Below are 15,059 nucleotides of genomic sequence, written 5' to 3'. Positions count from 1 at the left end.
CAGAGGGGGTTGCGGATGTCTGGTCCTGGGTCTGCGCTGCCGCAGCGCTGGCAGCTCCCGACCCAGTTCCCGACGTTCAGCTTGACGCAGCTATTTCCCGAAACCGGCCGTTTGATCATCTTGCTCCTGGTCGAGACCGGGGTGACTGACTCCGGGAATAAAATCACCATCCGCGATGGCTTCGGCGAACGGCAAATTCGCCCGAAAGCTGTGATTTCGGACCAAGCCTGGCCTTGCCGTAGAACATGCAGGCCTGTCGGCCTTCGACAACTTGAACTGAACACCTCGGACAGTCGCCTCGCCGACCCATCCCGAAAACGACCGAGTTTTGGGAGAGTACCCCGCCTCGGAAGGCATCCATCAGTAAAGAATAGAAACGACCGCCACGTAATCACGCCCAGGCTCCGCCCGCTCCTATATCCCTTTTGGCACCACTTCAGGACTACATATTGACCAATTGAGACTGGAGTGGGCCGCCGAAAATGATCAGTCGTGGAAATGGACGCTTTCCGAGACTGGCACGCGCGCCATCCGCATCCGGTTGGCCGGCGCATCATCGTCAGGATAGCCGAACGACATGCCGAACAGCATCTTCATGTCCGGGGAAATACCCAGGAACTCGCGGATCGTGCCGGCGTAGAAGCCCAGTGACGTCTGCGGGATGCCACCCAGCCCCCTTGCCGCGAGCGATAATAGAAACGTCTGGCCGTACATGCCGATGTCGCCCGCGGTGCGCACATCGTCGCCGAACGACGGCATGAACATCAACGCCACCTGTGGCGCGCCAAAGAATGACAGGTTCTTCGCGGCGGCGCGGCGGCGGCCCTCCCTGTCATCGCGCATGACGTTCATCGCCTCGTAATAGGCCTTGCCCTGTTCATTCTTGCGCTCGCCATAGCAGCCGTAGAACGCGCCCATGTCGAACGAGAAGTCGCCGGTGAACTCGCCCGCATCATTCTTCGCGTGCAGGATGCGCGACAGGTCTGCCAGCTTCGTCCCCCGGACGATATGCACGTCCCATGGCTGGGTGTTGCAGTTCGACGGCGCGCATTGGGCATCCTCCAGCACGGCGGCCAGCACGTCCTCGGGCACGACGCGATCGAGGAAGCCGCGCCAGGACCGGCGGGTGCGGACAGTCTGCTGAAACGACAACGTGCCCTCCGGGGCGGTAATGGATGGGGAGTCGGTCATGAATACCTCGTTGTAATCTCAAGCGTTCAGGTCAGGCGCGGGTCGCGGCCATATTGTGCCGGTGCGCCCAGATGATCGCGTAGCGTCGCCCCTTCGTAATCATGGTGGAACAGGCCGCGCTGCTGGAGGATCGGCACCAGTTCGTTGACCAGCTTCGGCAGGCCGTCCTCATAGACGTCGGGGCACAGCCAGAAGCCGTCGCAGGCACCGGCCTCGAACCATGTCTGCATATGGTCCGCCGCCTCGACCGCCGGTCCGACGATCATCGGGTGATAGTCGATGACGCCGTGCGCCAGCACGTCGCGGAGCGACCAGCCCTCGCGCGCGATCCTCAGCGCATAAGCGGAGCGCGGGTCCTGCGGGGACGGACGCGCAGCAGCGAGTTGCGCGGCGCTCAGCGGCTGATCGAGCTGCGTCGGATCGAGCGACAGCCCGATCATCTGGCCGAGATAGCCGATGCGCGGTTCGAAGCTGTGGCCCGACATCGCGATCCGGCGGTCCAGCGCCGCCCGCCGGTCGGGCGCGATGGTGGTCATCAGCCCGGCAAAGAACTTGATCTCGTCCGGATCGCGACCGGCGCGTTCGGCAGCGTCGCGCAGGGCGTCGCGCTGTGCCTTTGCATCTTCCATCGAGAACACCGCGCCGATCACGCCGCTGGCGTAGCGCCCGGCGACCTCCAGCCCCTGATCGCCACCGCCCGCCTGGAAGATCACCGGCTGACCCTGTTCGGAGGGCGGCAGCGCCAGCGGGCCGCTGGTCGCCAGATGGCGGCCGCGGAGATTCACCGGCTTGATCTGCGTCATGTCGGCGAACCGCCCCGACGCCTGATCGTGCAGCCACGCATCGCGGCCCCAGCTACCCCACAACGCCTGCACGATCTGGATGAACTCGTGCAGCCGTTCGTATTTCTCCCCGCGCGGCGGCAGGGCGCGGCCGTAATTGGCGGCGATCGCGGGATCGCTGGTCGGTACTGCGTTCCAGCCGGTGCGACCGTGATTCATCAGGTCGAGCGCCTTGAACTGCCGCGCCAGATTGAACGGCTCGCTGAACGTCGTGGAGCCGGTCGCGACCATGCCGATCCGCTCCGTCCCGCGCGCGACGGCGGCCAGCGTCATCATCGGCTCGATGTTCAGCTGCTGCGCATCGGTGCCGGTATTCGGCTTCAGCGTCGGGAAGTCGGGCATGAACAGGAACTGGAATTTCCCCCGCTCCGCCATCTGCGCATAGCGGACCAGCGTGTCGAAATTGGTGAAGCCCGTCGGATCGACGCCCGGCATCCGCCACGCCCCGGGCTGCGCGCCATAGCCGTTTCCGAACACCATCCCGATAAGCAGCTTATTAGACATTGGAGGTTCCGATCCTGTGGCGGTCCCCGATCGGAGACACGCTTCGCTTTAACGGGGGCTATCCCCGTTTCGAGAAATCAGATATGGGGAGGCTCCCCGTTTATCAAGGATGATCGTTGTGAGTGTGTCGCCAATTCCCCGAACGCCCCGCAAGGATGCGTTACAGAACCGCGCGCACATCCTCGACGTGGCCGGCCGGGCGGTTGCGGAGGGGGGCGTCGATGTGTCGCTGGACGCGATCGCCAAGCTCGCTGGCGTCGGCAACGCGACACTGTATCGACATTTTCCGACGCGCGACGCACTGCTTCTCGCGCTGCTCGCGCCACATCACGAGCGCCTCGACCGGGAAAAAGCCATGATCGAGGCAGACGGCGGTCATAGCGGGCGGATGCTGGAACGATGGATCGACGCGCTGGGCGACTGGATGCGCGCCTATGATGGCCTGCCCGAACCATTGCGCGCGGGCTGGTCGGTGACCGCATCGCCGTTCAAATCAACCTGCGACGGGATCATCGAAAGCACCGATGCTTTCCTGCGTGCGGCGCAACGCGACGGCTTTGCCCAGCCGACCGCCTCGGCGACGGATATCTTCCTCGCATCGCTGGCCGTCGCGTGGGCGAGCGGGCGAATGACGGCGCGCACCGACACGCAGGATCGGCTGCGAAACCTGCTCCGCGACGGGTGGTCCGCCGGCGGGTGCCACCCCGCGCGCCCCGACGACTGCTGATCTCCGCCATGCAGCTACAGCCACTCGAACCGATCCCCGCGTGGGAGGAGGATGAGAAGCCTTCGATGCCGGGGTCGCCCTCGACCCCGCGGCATCGCCCGGCCGTCCGCGCGTCGTATCTGCTGGTCGGGATTCTGGTCAGCGCGACCGGGGGGCTTGGCAACGCGCTGATCTCGGCCAACCTGCCGCAGATTCAGGGCGCGCTGGGCCTGACCCCGGTCGAGGGGACATGGCTGCCTGCCGCCTATGTGATGACGAACGTCTCGTCGAACCTGATCCTGTTCAAATGCCGCCAGCAATTCGGCATCCGCCGCTACGCCGAGTGCAGCCTGCTGGCCTATATCGCCATCACGATCCTGTATCTGATGATCCGCAGCTACGAGATGGCGATCCTCGTCCGCGCGGTAGCGGGGTTCGCCGCCGCGCCGATGAGCGTCCTTGGCTTCTTCTATGTGCTGCAGGCGTTTCCGAAGGCGAAGCTGGGTAAAGGATTGTGCGTCGCACTGGGAATTTCCCAAGTGTGGACGCCGGTCGCGTGGCTGATCTCGCCCGCACTCCTCGATCTGGGTGAATGGCAGACGCTGTACCTGTTCGAGTTCGGGCTGGCGCTATGTTCGCTGGCCGCGTGCGTGACGCTGAAGCTGCCGCCGGGCATCCGCATCGCCTCGTTCGAACGGCTCGATTTCCTCACCTTCGCGCTGATGGCCCCCGCCTTCGCGCTGGTCGGCGCCGTGTTGGCGCAGGGGCGAACGCAATGGTGGACCGAGCAGCCGTGGATGGCGTTCGCGCTGATCGCCGCGCTGGGGCTGTTCATCGTGGCGTTCATGATCGAGCATCATCGCCGCAACCCGCTGGTCAAGACGCGCTGGCTCGGCACCGCCGACACGGCGCGCTTCGCGGTCGGTGCGCTGACCATGCGGCTGCTGCTGTCGGAACAGACCTATGCCGCGACCGGCCTGCTGCGCACGCTGGGCATGGGGCCGGACCAGTTGCAACTATTCTACGCCGTCATGCTCGCGGGCCTGCTGCTCGGGATGACGGTATCGGCGGTGACGTTCGGGCCGAAGACGATGCCGGTCCAGTTCGTCGGCGCGATCCTGCTCATCATCGCCGGATCGCTGATCGACAACGACGCGACCAGCGATACCCGGCCGCAGACGATGATGGTCAGCCAGTTGCTGCTGGCAATCGCGTCCGGCCTGTTCATCGGGCCGCTGCTGCTGACCGGCGTGATGAAGGCGCTGTCGAAGGGGGCGGACCATATCGTCACCTTTTCTGTGCTGTTCGCGGTGACGCAATCGATCGGCGGCCTTGCCGGACCGGCGGTGTACGGCACGTTCGAACAGGTGCGGCAGCACGAATATTCGGCGCAGATCACCGCCAACCTCGACCCCGGCGACCCGGTGGTGGCGCAACGGCTCGCCCAGCAGGGGCAGGTCTATGCCGCGCAGATCACCGATCCGGTGCGTCGTCAGGCACAGGGGGTCGGCCTGTTGGCGCAGACCGCGACGCGCGAGGCGCATGTCCGCGCCTTCAACGATGTGTTCACGCTGAACGCCATCCTCGCCACGATCTTCCTCCTCTGGTCGCTGTACCGCGTCGCCGTGACGGCGCGGGCGGCGCGGGCGGCGCGGGCGGCGCGCAAGGCATCTCCACCCGCGGCAGGCGCCTCCGCCTCCGCCAGTTCCGTAACGGTATGATCCGATGACCGACACCCGCACCACGCTCGACCGTGAAACCACCGATGCCGCCGCGGCGGCGGAGCCGAGCCCGCCCGCACCGGCTCCCGCGCCGGACGATCCGCCGAAAACGATCCGCCCGACGCGGCGCGCCGTCATCGCGATGGCGATCCTGTTCGTCATCGGGACGCTCGTCGTGCTCTACGCATGGCGGCTGTGGCCGTTCACCAGCGGCGACCGGACGACCGAGAACGCCTATATCCGGGGGCAGATCACGGCGATGGCGCCACAGGTCAACGGCTATGTCACCGACGTGCTGGTGCGCGATTTCGCGCCGGTGAAGCGCGGGCAATTGTTGCTGAAGATCGACGACCGCATCTATCGCCAGCAGCTCGATCAGGCGCAGGCGCAGTTGAAGATCGCCACGGCCGAACTCGCCAACTGGGACCAGACGGTCGCGCAGAATGCCGCGACGCTCCGGACCCGGATCGCCGACCGGCAACAGGCGGAATCCGAACTGGTGCGCGCCGATGCCGACCTGTTGCGGGTCAGCGAGCTGGCGGATCGCGGCTCCGTGTCGCTGCGCGAACGCGATCAGGTGCGCGCGACCCGGCTGGCCGCCGCGGCAGGCGTGACCCGCAGCGAGGCGAATATCGACAGTCAGCGCCAGACGATCCGGTCGACGCAGGTTTCGCGCGCCGCGTTGGAAGGCGCGGTGCAGCAGGCGCAGGCACAGGTCGATCTTGCCAGAATAAACCTGTCGAACACGCTGATCCGCGCGCCGCGCGACGGACAGATCAGCGAGGCGTCGGTGCGCGTCGGCCAATATGTCGCGGCGGGATCGCAGCTCATGTTCCTGGTGCCCGAACAACTGTGGGTGGTCGGCAATTTCAAGGAGACGCAGACCGCGCGGATGCGGATCGGCCAGCCCGCCAGCTTCCGCGTCGATGCGCTCGACGGTGCGCGGTTGCGCGGCCATGTCGAACAGATTGCGCCCGCCACCGGATCTGAGTTCAGCGTGCTGCGCCCGGACAATGCCAGCGGCAACTTCACCAAGATCGTCCAGCGCATTCCGGTGCGGATCCGCATCGACCCCGATCAGCCACTCGCCCGTCGGCTGCGGCCGGGCATGTCGGTGGTCGCGCAGGTCGATACCGGCGGGGCGGTGTCGCCGCGCGAGCAGGAACGATGATGCGCGCTCTGATATCCATGGGCGTCGCCGCGATCATGCTGGCCGGATGTGCGCCGACGATCCGGCCGGCCCCGGGCTCGGCCGCGGTGGTTCCTCCGCCGGCGTGGCGCGACACGCCGACGGCAGCGACCGTGGCGGCGGATCGGGACTGGTGGCGGCGGCTCGGCGACCCGGCGATCCCGCCGCTCGTCGATCGCGCCATGGCCAACAATACCGACGTGCTGACCGCCGTCGCCCGCGTCGAGGAGGCGGAGGCGCTGACCCGGCAGGCCCGGTCGGCGCGCCTGCCGTCGCTCGACGCCAGTGGCGACGCAGGCGTGCAGCGGGCACCCGGCCAGACCGGCGGCGCGGCCCGCAGCGTTTCCGCACAGCCCGGCGTCGGCGGGGCGTGGACGCTCGACCTGTTCGGGCGGGCGCGCAATCTCGAAGGGGCGGCGCGTGCCCGCTACGTCGCCAGCCAGGCGGACCGCGACGCCGCACGCCTCGCGGTGATCGCCGCGACCGTGCGCGGCTATGTGACCCTGCTGTCGCTCGCGGCACAGGTGGAAATCAGCCGCAACACGCTGACCAGTCGCGCGGAGGCGCTGCGCATCGCCGACGACCGCGCCCGGCTGGGCTATAGCTCGCAGTTCGAACTGACGCAGGCGCAGTCGGAATATGAGGCGGTGGCGCAAACCATCCCCGTCCTCGAACAGGCGATGCGGGTGCAGGAAAACGCGCTGCGCCGGCTGACCGGCGACCTGCCCGGCCCGATCGTGCGGGGGAGCCTGGCGGGCGTCGCCCTGCCTGCCACACCTGCCGGTCTTTCCTCCACCCTGCTGCGTCGGCGGCCGGATCTGGTCAGCGCCGAATATACGCTGGTCGCTGCCGATCATGTGCTGGCATCGCGCCGCGCCGAGTTCCTGCCCGACGTGCAACTGACCGGATCGGCCGGCGCATTGTTCAGCGATGCGCTCGGCTGGAACCCGCTGACGCTGTGGAATGCGGGGGCCAGCGTCCTTGCCCCGATCTTCGCCGGGGGGCGGCTGACTGCCGATTTCGATGTGGCGACCGCGCAGCGCGATCAGGCGGCGTTCGCCTATCGCGGCGCGGTGCTGACCGCGTTCGGCGAGGTGGAGGACGCGCTGTCCGGCGAACGCCGGCTGCGCGAGCAGGCGGACCGCGTCAACCGGCGTCGCGCGGTCCTGCAACGCTCGCTCGTCCTCGCCCGCGATCGCTATCGCGGCGGCTATGCCGCCTATATCGAGGAACTCGATGCCCAGCGTAACCTGTTCCAGGCCGATCTGGACGCGATCGCGGTCCGCGAACAGCAACTGACCAACCTGATCCAGCTATGGGCGGCGCTGGGCGGCGGGTGGGGCGACGGAGCGCCGCCCCCGCCCGCCGCGACGGTCAGTCGGTAAAGGACGCGGCGGGCAGCACGATGCTGCTATTCAGCCCGTCGGCCAGCGCATCGTCGGCGACGCGGAGGGTGTAGGCTCCTGCTTCCCGTACCCAGCGCCGCGCGGTGGCATCGAACCGGGCGAGCAGGCGGGGGTCGATGCGCAACGTCACGTCACGGTGCTCGCCCGGCTTCAGATCGACCCGCGCGAATCCGCCGAGCCGGGGGACGAAGCCGCCCGCGCCCGATCGCGACACATAAAGTTGCACGACCGTGGCCCCCGCGCGGTCGCCGGTGTTGCGGACGGTGACGTTGGCCACGACCGTGTCGTCGCGGTGATCGACGGTCAGGTCGCGATGGTCGAACGCCGTGTAGCTGAGGCCGTGGCCGAACGGGAACAGCGGCACCAGCCCCTCGCGCGCATACCAGCGATAGCCGACATCCGATCCCTCGATATTGTAATCGATATCGAAGACCTCGCCCTCGACCGGCATCCCCGGATTGGAGGTGGTCGTCGCCGGATCGCGCTGCTCGGGGATCGGCAACTGCCCGACGTCGCGCGGGAAGCTGATCGGCAGATGCCCGGACGGGTTCACCCGCCCGAACAGGATGCCCGCAATCGCCTCGCCCCCGCCCGATCCGGCATAGAAGGCGGCGAGCACCGCCGGCACTTCGTCCAACCACGGCATCGCGACCGCCCCGCCGGACTGCACGATCACCACCGTTCGCGGATTGGCGGCGGCGACCGCCGCGATCAGCGCGTCCTGATCGTCGGGCAGGTCCAGCCCCGGCCGGTCCTCGCCCTCCGTCCGCCATTCCTCGGCGAACAGGAAGACCATGTCGGCTTCGGCGGCTGCTTTCACCGCCTTGCCCACGTCCGTGCCATCGACGAAATCGACCTGCGCCGCGCCGGACTCCGCCTTGATCGCGTGCAGCGGCGACGACGGATGATAGACTTTGGCCATCGGCACGCCCATCACCGCGCTGCCCTCGACCGACAGGCTGCCCACCGGCGACACCGCCGACGATCCGCCGCCCGCCAGCATACCGGCATCGGCACGGCGACCGATCACCAGCACGCGCCCCATCCTGCGGGGTGCCGGAAGGATGTCGCCCTCGTTCTTCAGCAACACGATGCCACGCTCCGCCGCACGCTGTGCGATCAGGCGGTGCGCCATATAGTCGATCGCGCCGTCCGGCGTCTCAGCCATGTCGATCGCGCCCACCGCGAACAGGCTGCGCAACTGCCGCGCGACCATGTCGTCGATCCGCGCCTGCGGCACCTGTCCCGCCGCCACCGCCGCGCGCAGCGGATCGGCGAAAAACGGTTTCGGGTCGAGATTCGCACCCGACTGCACGTCCAGCCCGGCGAGCGCCGCCTTGACCGTCGAATGCGTCGCCCCCCAGTCAGACATGACCCAGCCGGGATAGCCCCATTCGCCCTTCAGCACGGTGTTCAGCAGATATTCGCTTTCCGACGCCCAGTCGCCGTTGACCAGATTATATCCGGGCATCACCGCCCCCGGCGCCCCGATCTCGATCGCGATCCTGAACGCGAGCAGGTCGGACTCGTGGAGCGCCCCAAGGCCCAGCACCGAATTGGCCAGCACCCGCCCGGTCTCCTGCGCGTTGAGGGCGAAATGCTTCACCGTCGACACGACGCCTTGCGACTGGATGCCTGCGACCGAATGACCAGCGATGACGCCTGTCAGCAACGGATCCTCCGACACATATTCGAAATTGCGACCGCCCCGCGGCTCGCGCACGATGTTCGCACCGCCCGCCAGCTGAACATTGAAGCCCTTGGCCGACGCTTCGCGGCCAATCAGTTCGCCGGTCTCGCGTGCCGTCGCCGGATCGAACGTCGCCCCCAGCAGCAGCGACGACGGCAGCGCGGTGGCGTTGTCGCCCGGTCGGACGTTTGCAGTATTGGCGATCCCCAGGCTGGCGTCGGACTGCTGCTGCGCCGGGATGCCCAGCCGCGGGATGCGGGGATAGAAGGCCGCCGATCCTAGCGCGCCGTCGGGCTTTTTCGCGTCGCCGACGGGAATGGCCATGCGCCCCGAAAGCCAGGCGAACTTCTCGTCCTCCGTCATCGCCGCGACCACTAGCGCCGCGCGTTCCTCCGGCGGCAATGCCCGATCGTCCCAGGTCCGACCGGCCGTGTCCCCCCGGATGGTGGACGCCGATGTCCAATCTTCAGCCGCTTGGGCGGACGCGGGTGGATCGACCCTGGAATGGTTCATTGTCTGCCTGTGCGAATCGTGGATATCAGGCCTCCAAAGATACACCGTGTGTCTCTTGTTCCTGAGTTATTTTCCAAAGCAATGAGGGCAATCCGCCATACCGTGGTGACGGGCATTCAACCCAACCGTTGTTGCCATGCGAGCCAGTTGCTCGTCAGGCCAAGGCCCGCTGCTTCAGACCTGCATTTAAGCAGCGACGGTTCAGTAATTGCCTCTTATTTTTGTCAATTACCTGCCAATCGAAGGGTCTTGATTGAGAAGCCCCAATGGGGGAGGCCTTCGCGTTCCTACGACGCGGATATCCGGGAGCGGCAGTTTTCCCGAAATCTGTTCCCAAATGTCTTTTCTCGAAATTATATCCAGTGATAGAGGGGCGCAGCCTCAAGCGGCCATCCGTGTGGCCGGTTTTAAGACATCACAGAGATTAGCAGATTGTCTTCGATGCCGCTGGTTGACTATTTCATAACGCCCGGACGACTGCTCCTGTCAGACCCGGCCGTTCCGGCAGGATGACTGGAACGGCGTAATCTGGTCGGAAGCGGTCCGGCGTGGAAGCGACCCACCACTTATGGAGATGGGCCGCCCCAGTGTCAGATTTCGGTCCGTTCAGCTAGGACGAGGGCATCTTCGATGTCCACGCCGAGGTACCTGACAGTGTTCTCGATCTTCGTGTGGCCCAGCAGGATCTGGATCGCCCGAAGGTTCCCGGTGGCCTTGTAGATCATTGATGCTTTTGTGCGGCGAAGCGAGTGAGTCCCGTACTCGGCCCGGCGAAGTCCGATCGCAACAACCCACTCATCCACCAGCCGAGCATATTGCCTCGTGCTGAGATGGCCCGCATGATCGATGCGGCTCGGAAAAGCGTAGTCGTGGACAGTGCCGCCGCGGCGTTCAAGCCACGCGAGGAGGCTCGCTCTGACATCGGCCGTAAGCTCGAACTGGACAGGGCGTCCGGTCTTCTGCTGCATGACGATTGCTCGGGTCCTGATTTCAGGCCCGGAGACGAGGTCGCCGATCTTGATCTTCACGAGATCGCAGCCGCGCAACTTACTGTCGATCGCCAGGTCAAACAGCGCTCGGTCGCGGAGGCGGCCCTCTCGATCCAGGAAGAAGCGAACGGCCCAGATTTGCTTCTGCGTCAGCGGTCGCTTTGTGCCGACGGCCTTGCCTGCATTCCACACAGGGCGGCGATGCGTGGCAGGATCATACTGTGCGTGTCCCATTGTTCGTCTCCACGGCCGTAATTGGCCGTCGAATGAACGTGGTCATTTGCACGGAATAACGGGCCGCCCCGTCTGCAACCGACCCAAAATGCGCCGTTCGCCGGTCGGGTCTGCAACGGCAGACTTTACCAAGAGCCGACGTCCAGTGCTTCCCCGACCGGCCTTGGGTAGCGACCGGAGATGGGCCGCTCTCGGACTGGCTGGCTTTGCGAAGTGATCCCGAGAAAGCGGGCGTCTGCGCATCCCACGCCGACGCTAAGGACAAAGCCCCGACAACGCCGCCGCGGATGCGGCGCCGATCCTAGAAATCCGGCCCGATGCGCAGCTTGCCAATCGGCTTGGGGAATTTGGCAGTCTTGTTTCGGACCAACGGCTGAAACAGGTGGGAGAGCAGTGCGAAGGCTTGCAGGCGATCGTGAATGTTCCTGCGGTCGGTCTTGGTTACCGCCTTATAGGTTTGGGGGTTGGCACTATAAGCGGCAAACCACGATCTGAAGCCTGCATTCCAGACGCGCTCGGTGCCCACGACCGCCTGCTCAAGCTGGTCATAGGCGACGAGCGAGCGCCGCCAGCGATGCTCGTCAAAGTTTAGCGCTCCGCTGGCGAACTTCTGCCCGACGCTCAGGCCATATTGCATCAATGCAGCGGATCGCTTTTTCGGCATCGTCAGATTAAGTCCGCCTTCATCGGGCGACAGAAATACACGCGCAATGCGTTCGCGCTGGCCCGGCATGGTGCTGAGCAGCTGGTCCTGCCAGTCCTTGGCTGACCCCAGGATGCTTCCGGCGAACGCCCCGATATCATCGATCGGCCGGACCGGCAGCCAAACGCCTTGCCCGGCGCGCTGCGGAATGATCACGCGCTCACCGCCCATATCGGCATCGTCCGGCAGGTCGTCCAGGCTGAGCGCGAAGGTCGGCCGGGAGGGCAGCAGTGTATCGAACATATGGATCGGAAAATTGCTACTGATGCCACCATCGGCAAACCAGATCCGCGCTTTGCGGATCGCCGCGGCGGTCCCGGTTGAGCGTGCAATCGCATAGGTCGCAAGATCGCGGACGTAAGCCGGAATGGCCGCGAAGAGCAGCGGGAAGCTCAGGCTCATCCGGGTGGCAACGAGGACGGGAAACTGCGCTGCGCTGGGTAAGCCGCGAAGGTCCGCAAGCCGCGCAAATGGCTTGGTGTTCGCTTCGAGGAACGCGATCACGGGCGCCGGAAACAATTTGTCCCATTCTTCGAGCGAAAAGGCACCAGACAAGCCCAAAGTGGGCAATGTATGCGGCCGCCGCATCGACAGGTTGGTGGTGATCATCCGCAGATCGACAGCGGGCCTGAGGGAGCCGGCCCCGGCAAGATCGCCGAAGGTCAACGGGTCATGAGGTTCAGCGCCGAATGCGATCTCCTGGATCGATTCATGCAGCCAATCGGTCAGCCCTAGGCCCTTATTGCCAGGCACCGTCTTGCCCGTGCATAAGCCGAAGCCCGCCGTGGGCAGATGATGGAAGACGAGGCGCCACAGTGACAACACTAGCGCTATGACAAGACCAACCACGCCGCCGAGCACCGCGCCCGCAATGCCGCCACCGACAAGCCACATCGTCAACGCGCCGATTGCGCTCCCGACAAGCGAGATGAAGGGAAAGGCGAACGGCAACCCCAATATCCATGCCGACGCGCCGCTGGCTTGGCCGCGCATCAAATAGCGCATCAGCCCCCGAAAACGCGGCTCGGGTTGAAACATATCGCCCAAGATTTCAGGGATTGTGTCGCAGCGCGCCTGCAATCGCACGAACCCGCCCGGGTCGTTCCGCACGGTTCGTGCATATTCGGCGGCGGCGGCCAATGCCGCAGCGATAGCCCCGGCCGAAGTCCCGCCAATCGAGCGAAAGCGATAGCCGCGTGCAAGCTCGAGGATGGCGTAGGGATAGACGACGCCGGACGTGATCCCTCCCTTCATGACGATGTCGCATTCCTTGTCGGGATTGCCAAACATCTCGGCAGTGTAGCGCGGTAACGGCTTTGTCATCCTCTGCTCCTTCCCGCGAGTATCGTCGCTCAGAATTTTGCCCCGAAGCCGATCGTCCACTCGTTCGAACGCTCCAGCAGATCTTCGGCCCGGCCGCGCGTATAACCGATATCGACTCCGAAATATTTCTTCGCATCGAAGCTCGCACTCAGCACGAATTTGAGCTGGCTCAGATCCTCCGGGTTGCCGCTAAGGCCATAGAGATAGGATTCGGTGATAGTGAGGTCGATCGGCAGCCAGTCGATGTCGCTGGAGAGCGTGGCACCGACCTGGCCGCCGACGCGCAAGAAATCGACACTGTCAACCGCGAGGCGCGTCCCGGCCTTGCCAAAATGGCCATAGGTGCCGCGCAGCTCGCCGCGCGGCATTATCGAGAAGAGTGGGAGCTGATTGCTCCCTCGAATGCTGACCGCATAGTCGTTCAGCCAGTCGAGCACCGGAACGTACGCGAAATTCGCGGAAACGAGTTCGCTGCGATCTTTGCGATTGGCGGCATATTCGGGCCTAAACAGGAAATAATGCGTGCCGCCAGTCGTCGCCATGCGGTAGTTTAGCAGCAACCCTGTGCGCAGCGTGTCCTTATTCACGGTCTTGACCGTTTCGTCGGCGGGGGTGGCCAAGTCGTCCTTCTTGGTGCTCTTGTCGATCGAATAGCCGATATAGGGCACCGCTTCGAAGCCGGTGCTGACGGGTACGGTCAGACCAATGATGGCCGTCACTTGGAAGGTCTTTTTAGCATCCTTGCGATCGTCGCCGAACGTAACGGTCGCCTTGTCGAGCCCGGCGAACTGCGAACTACCGCGCCGGAACTGCAGGCCATCGGTCGAGCCGCGAACGCGCAGCGTCGCCTTACTGATATCGGGCTGCTTGATGGGAGTGAGCGCCTCCGCCGCTGCAGCGGCGATGACGGCTGCCGAAGGACAGGTAATGCGGATATTGGTCGAGCGCAGATACGCCGCTGCTTCGACGCCGGTCGGATTGCCAAAGCGCGGATCGCCAAGCAGTTCGTCGAAATAATTGCGGGCCTGCGCCAGTTTGTCCGCATCGCCCTTGTCGCAAACCGGCGGCCCAGCGGCCCCGGCGGGCAGGTCGCAAAATTTCGAGATGGCGAGCACCCGCACCGCGGCCGGAAGCTGGCCAAACGGATCACCGTTACGCCCAGCCCAGTAAAGTGGGTAAAAGGAAACCTGCGCATTGCTGAGCGCGAGGATCGCCAGACGTTCCTTGTCGACCACGCCGTCGTTGCAGATTATGGCGGGGTCGATCGCGGCGAGCGCCTCCCCGCTTGAGAGGGCTATAGCGGTTACCAATGCGGTGGATCGAAGCCAGCGCCGCATCAGCCAGTGACCTTCGAGGCAAGCGTGATACCGGACATGAGCGCACGCAGGTTGGTCGCCAGCATAGCGGTAATGAATGCATCCCAGCTTTTGTGATTGGGGGAGGCGAAGGCGCCGCCCGTAGGAAATGCAATACGAGGTGTTCCATCGCGCAGCCGTTCGGCTATCCGCAACAGGAAAGGCTCTAGACTATCTTCCTTGAAGCGGCACGGCGGATCGATCAGCTTGTTATCGGCATTGAAGGGCTTGCGCTTGCTGGTCTCTATTTCGATCTTCACCGCATTATATACCTTGGTGCCGCGGATCACATCGTCATCTTCATTTTCGACGGCACCGATAGCCGCGGATGAATATTTGAAAACTCCGGCTGGTGCTGCAGGACCAACCCCAGCAATTGATCCAATTTCGTCGCGCCGCGCTAATTTCTTGCGCTGACGGTTGCTTAATTTATGCCCACGCGCATCGTGACTGTCCGTCATCAATCCACCCCCGTCGATGTACCCCCTCTTACAGCATCTCATAATTTCGTCGGCGCAACAACGCCAGACAATACGAATCTGAGTCTATCCCTCCTGCTCCCGCCTTACCGCTGACCCAAGCCGATGCCGCGGCCATCTCTAAGCCCTTCAGCAAGTCGCACACGCCCCGGTACTCGTGCCGCCCTTAGTCCAAGCTGCCTCGGCGGACGCATCATCAGAAGTGTAACGGCGT

Annotated in this window: 10 protein-coding genes and 1 pseudogene; 4 read left to right on the top strand and 7 right to left on the bottom strand. The window is 64.9% G+C overall.

The window, feature by feature from the left end:
* Positions 1-486: 486 nt before the first annotated feature.
* Positions 487-1,191 (bottom strand): nitroreductase, encoded by a 705-nt coding sequence (locus ASE91_RS11025; RefSeq protein ID WP_056626145.1) that lies wholly within the window; start codon positions 1,189-1,191, stop codon positions 487-489.
* Between the two features lie 26 nt (positions 1,192-1,217).
* Positions 1,218-2,537, bottom strand: coding sequence for an NtaA/DmoA family FMN-dependent monooxygenase (locus tag ASE91_RS11020; RefSeq protein ID WP_056626142.1), 1,320 nt, complete (start codon positions 2,535-2,537; stop codon positions 1,218-1,220).
* Between the two features lie 118 nt (positions 2,538-2,655).
* Between ASE91_RS11020 and ASE91_RS11015 the strand changes: the two genes are divergently transcribed.
* Genes ASE91_RS11015 through ASE91_RS11000 form a run of 4 tightly spaced genes read left to right on the top strand, consistent with a single transcriptional unit; the run spans position 2,656 to position 7,538 of the window.
* On the top strand, positions 2,656-3,264 hold the full coding sequence (locus ASE91_RS11015; RefSeq protein ID WP_235530439.1) for a TetR/AcrR family transcriptional regulator: 609 nt from the start codon (positions 2,656-2,658) through the stop codon (positions 3,262-3,264).
* 8 nt (positions 3,265-3,272) lie between these two features.
* On the top strand, positions 3,273-4,964 hold the full coding sequence (locus ASE91_RS11010) for an MFS transporter (protein WP_200911249.1): 1,692 nt from the start codon (positions 3,273-3,275) through the stop codon (positions 4,962-4,964).
* 4 nt (positions 4,965-4,968) lie between these two features.
* Positions 4,969-6,135, top strand: a complete 1,167-nt coding sequence (locus ASE91_RS11005; protein WP_056626129.1) for an HlyD family secretion protein — start codon at positions 4,969-4,971, stop codon at positions 6,133-6,135.
* Complete coding sequence (locus ASE91_RS11000; protein ID WP_200911248.1) at positions 6,135-7,538, top strand: efflux transporter outer membrane subunit; 1,404 nt, start codon at positions 6,135-6,137, stop codon at positions 7,536-7,538. The genes ASE91_RS11005 and ASE91_RS11000 overlap by 1 nt, the downstream gene beginning before the upstream one ends.
* On the opposite strand, the gene ASE91_RS10995 is transcribed toward ASE91_RS11000, so the two are convergent.
* The 5 genes and pseudogenes from ASE91_RS10995 to ASE91_RS19430 form a co-directional block, all read right to left on the bottom strand.
* Complete coding sequence (locus ASE91_RS10995) at positions 7,528-9,573, bottom strand: beta-glucosidase (protein ID WP_200911247.1); 2,046 nt, start codon at positions 9,571-9,573, stop codon at positions 7,528-7,530. The two genes, ASE91_RS11000 and ASE91_RS10995, sit on opposite strands and share 11 nt — an antisense overlap.
* 779 nt (positions 9,574-10,352) lie before the next feature.
* Positions 10,353-10,985 (bottom strand): tyrosine-type recombinase/integrase, encoded by a 633-nt coding sequence (locus ASE91_RS10990; protein WP_056626123.1) that lies wholly within the window; start codon positions 10,983-10,985, stop codon positions 10,353-10,355.
* Positions 10,986-12,813: 1,828 nt separating this feature from the next.
* A pseudogene (locus tag ASE91_RS21055) lies at positions 12,814-12,978 on the bottom strand (patatin-like phospholipase family protein); the annotation flags it as partial.
* Between the two features lie 62 nt (positions 12,979-13,040).
* Positions 13,041-14,348, bottom strand: a complete 1,308-nt coding sequence (locus ASE91_RS10980; RefSeq protein WP_156357791.1) for a hypothetical protein — start codon at positions 14,346-14,348, stop codon at positions 13,041-13,043.
* Entirely contained in the window at positions 14,348-14,827 is a 480-nt protein-coding gene (locus ASE91_RS19430) for a hypothetical protein (RefSeq protein WP_156357790.1), read from the bottom strand. Before ASE91_RS19430 ends, ASE91_RS10980 begins: the two co-directional genes overlap by 1 nt.
* Between the last annotated feature and the right edge of the window lie 232 nt (positions 14,828-15,059).

The sequence above is a fragment of the Sphingomonas sp. Leaf62 genome (genome assembly GCF_001421915.1).
Classification (GTDB): domain Bacteria; phylum Pseudomonadota; class Alphaproteobacteria; order Sphingomonadales; family Sphingomonadaceae; genus Sphingomonas.
This window is presented reverse-complemented; position numbering and strand designations above follow the sequence as displayed.

What these genes read in the sequence shown, in the direction of transcription:
- ASE91_RS10990 (WP_056626123.1), bottom strand. Translation starts at nt 10,985, where the DNA reads ATGGGACACGCACAGTATGATCCTGCCACGCATCGCCGCCCTGTGTGG.
- ASE91_RS10995 (WP_200911247.1), bottom strand. Translation starts at nt 9,573, where the DNA reads ATGGCCATTCCCGTCGGCGACGCGAAAAAGCCCGACGGCGCGCTAGGA.
- ASE91_RS10980 (WP_156357791.1), bottom strand. Translation starts at nt 14,348, where the DNA reads ATGCGGCGCTGGCTTCGATCCACCGCATTGGTAACCGCTATAGCCCTC.
- ASE91_RS11005 (WP_056626129.1), top strand. Translation starts at nt 4,969, where the DNA reads ATGACCGACACCCGCACCACGCTCGACCGTGAAACCACCGATGCCGCC.
- ASE91_RS11000 (WP_200911248.1), top strand. Translation starts at nt 6,135, where the DNA reads ATGCGCGCTCTGATATCCATGGGCGTCGCCGCGATCATGCTGGCCGGA.
- ASE91_RS11010 (WP_200911249.1), top strand. Translation starts at nt 3,273, where the DNA reads ATGCAGCTACAGCCACTCGAACCGATCCCCGCGTGGGAGGAGGATGAG.
- ASE91_RS19430 (WP_156357790.1), bottom strand. Translation starts at nt 14,827, where the DNA reads ATGACGGACAGTCACGATGCGCGTGGGCATAAATTAAGCAACCGTCAG.
- ASE91_RS11020 (WP_056626142.1), bottom strand. Translation starts at nt 2,537, where the DNA reads ATGTCTAATAAGCTGCTTATCGGGATGGTGTTCGGAAACGGCTATGGC.
- ASE91_RS11025 (WP_056626145.1), bottom strand. Translation starts at nt 1,191, where the DNA reads ATGACCGACTCCCCATCCATTACCGCCCCGGAGGGCACGTTGTCGTTT.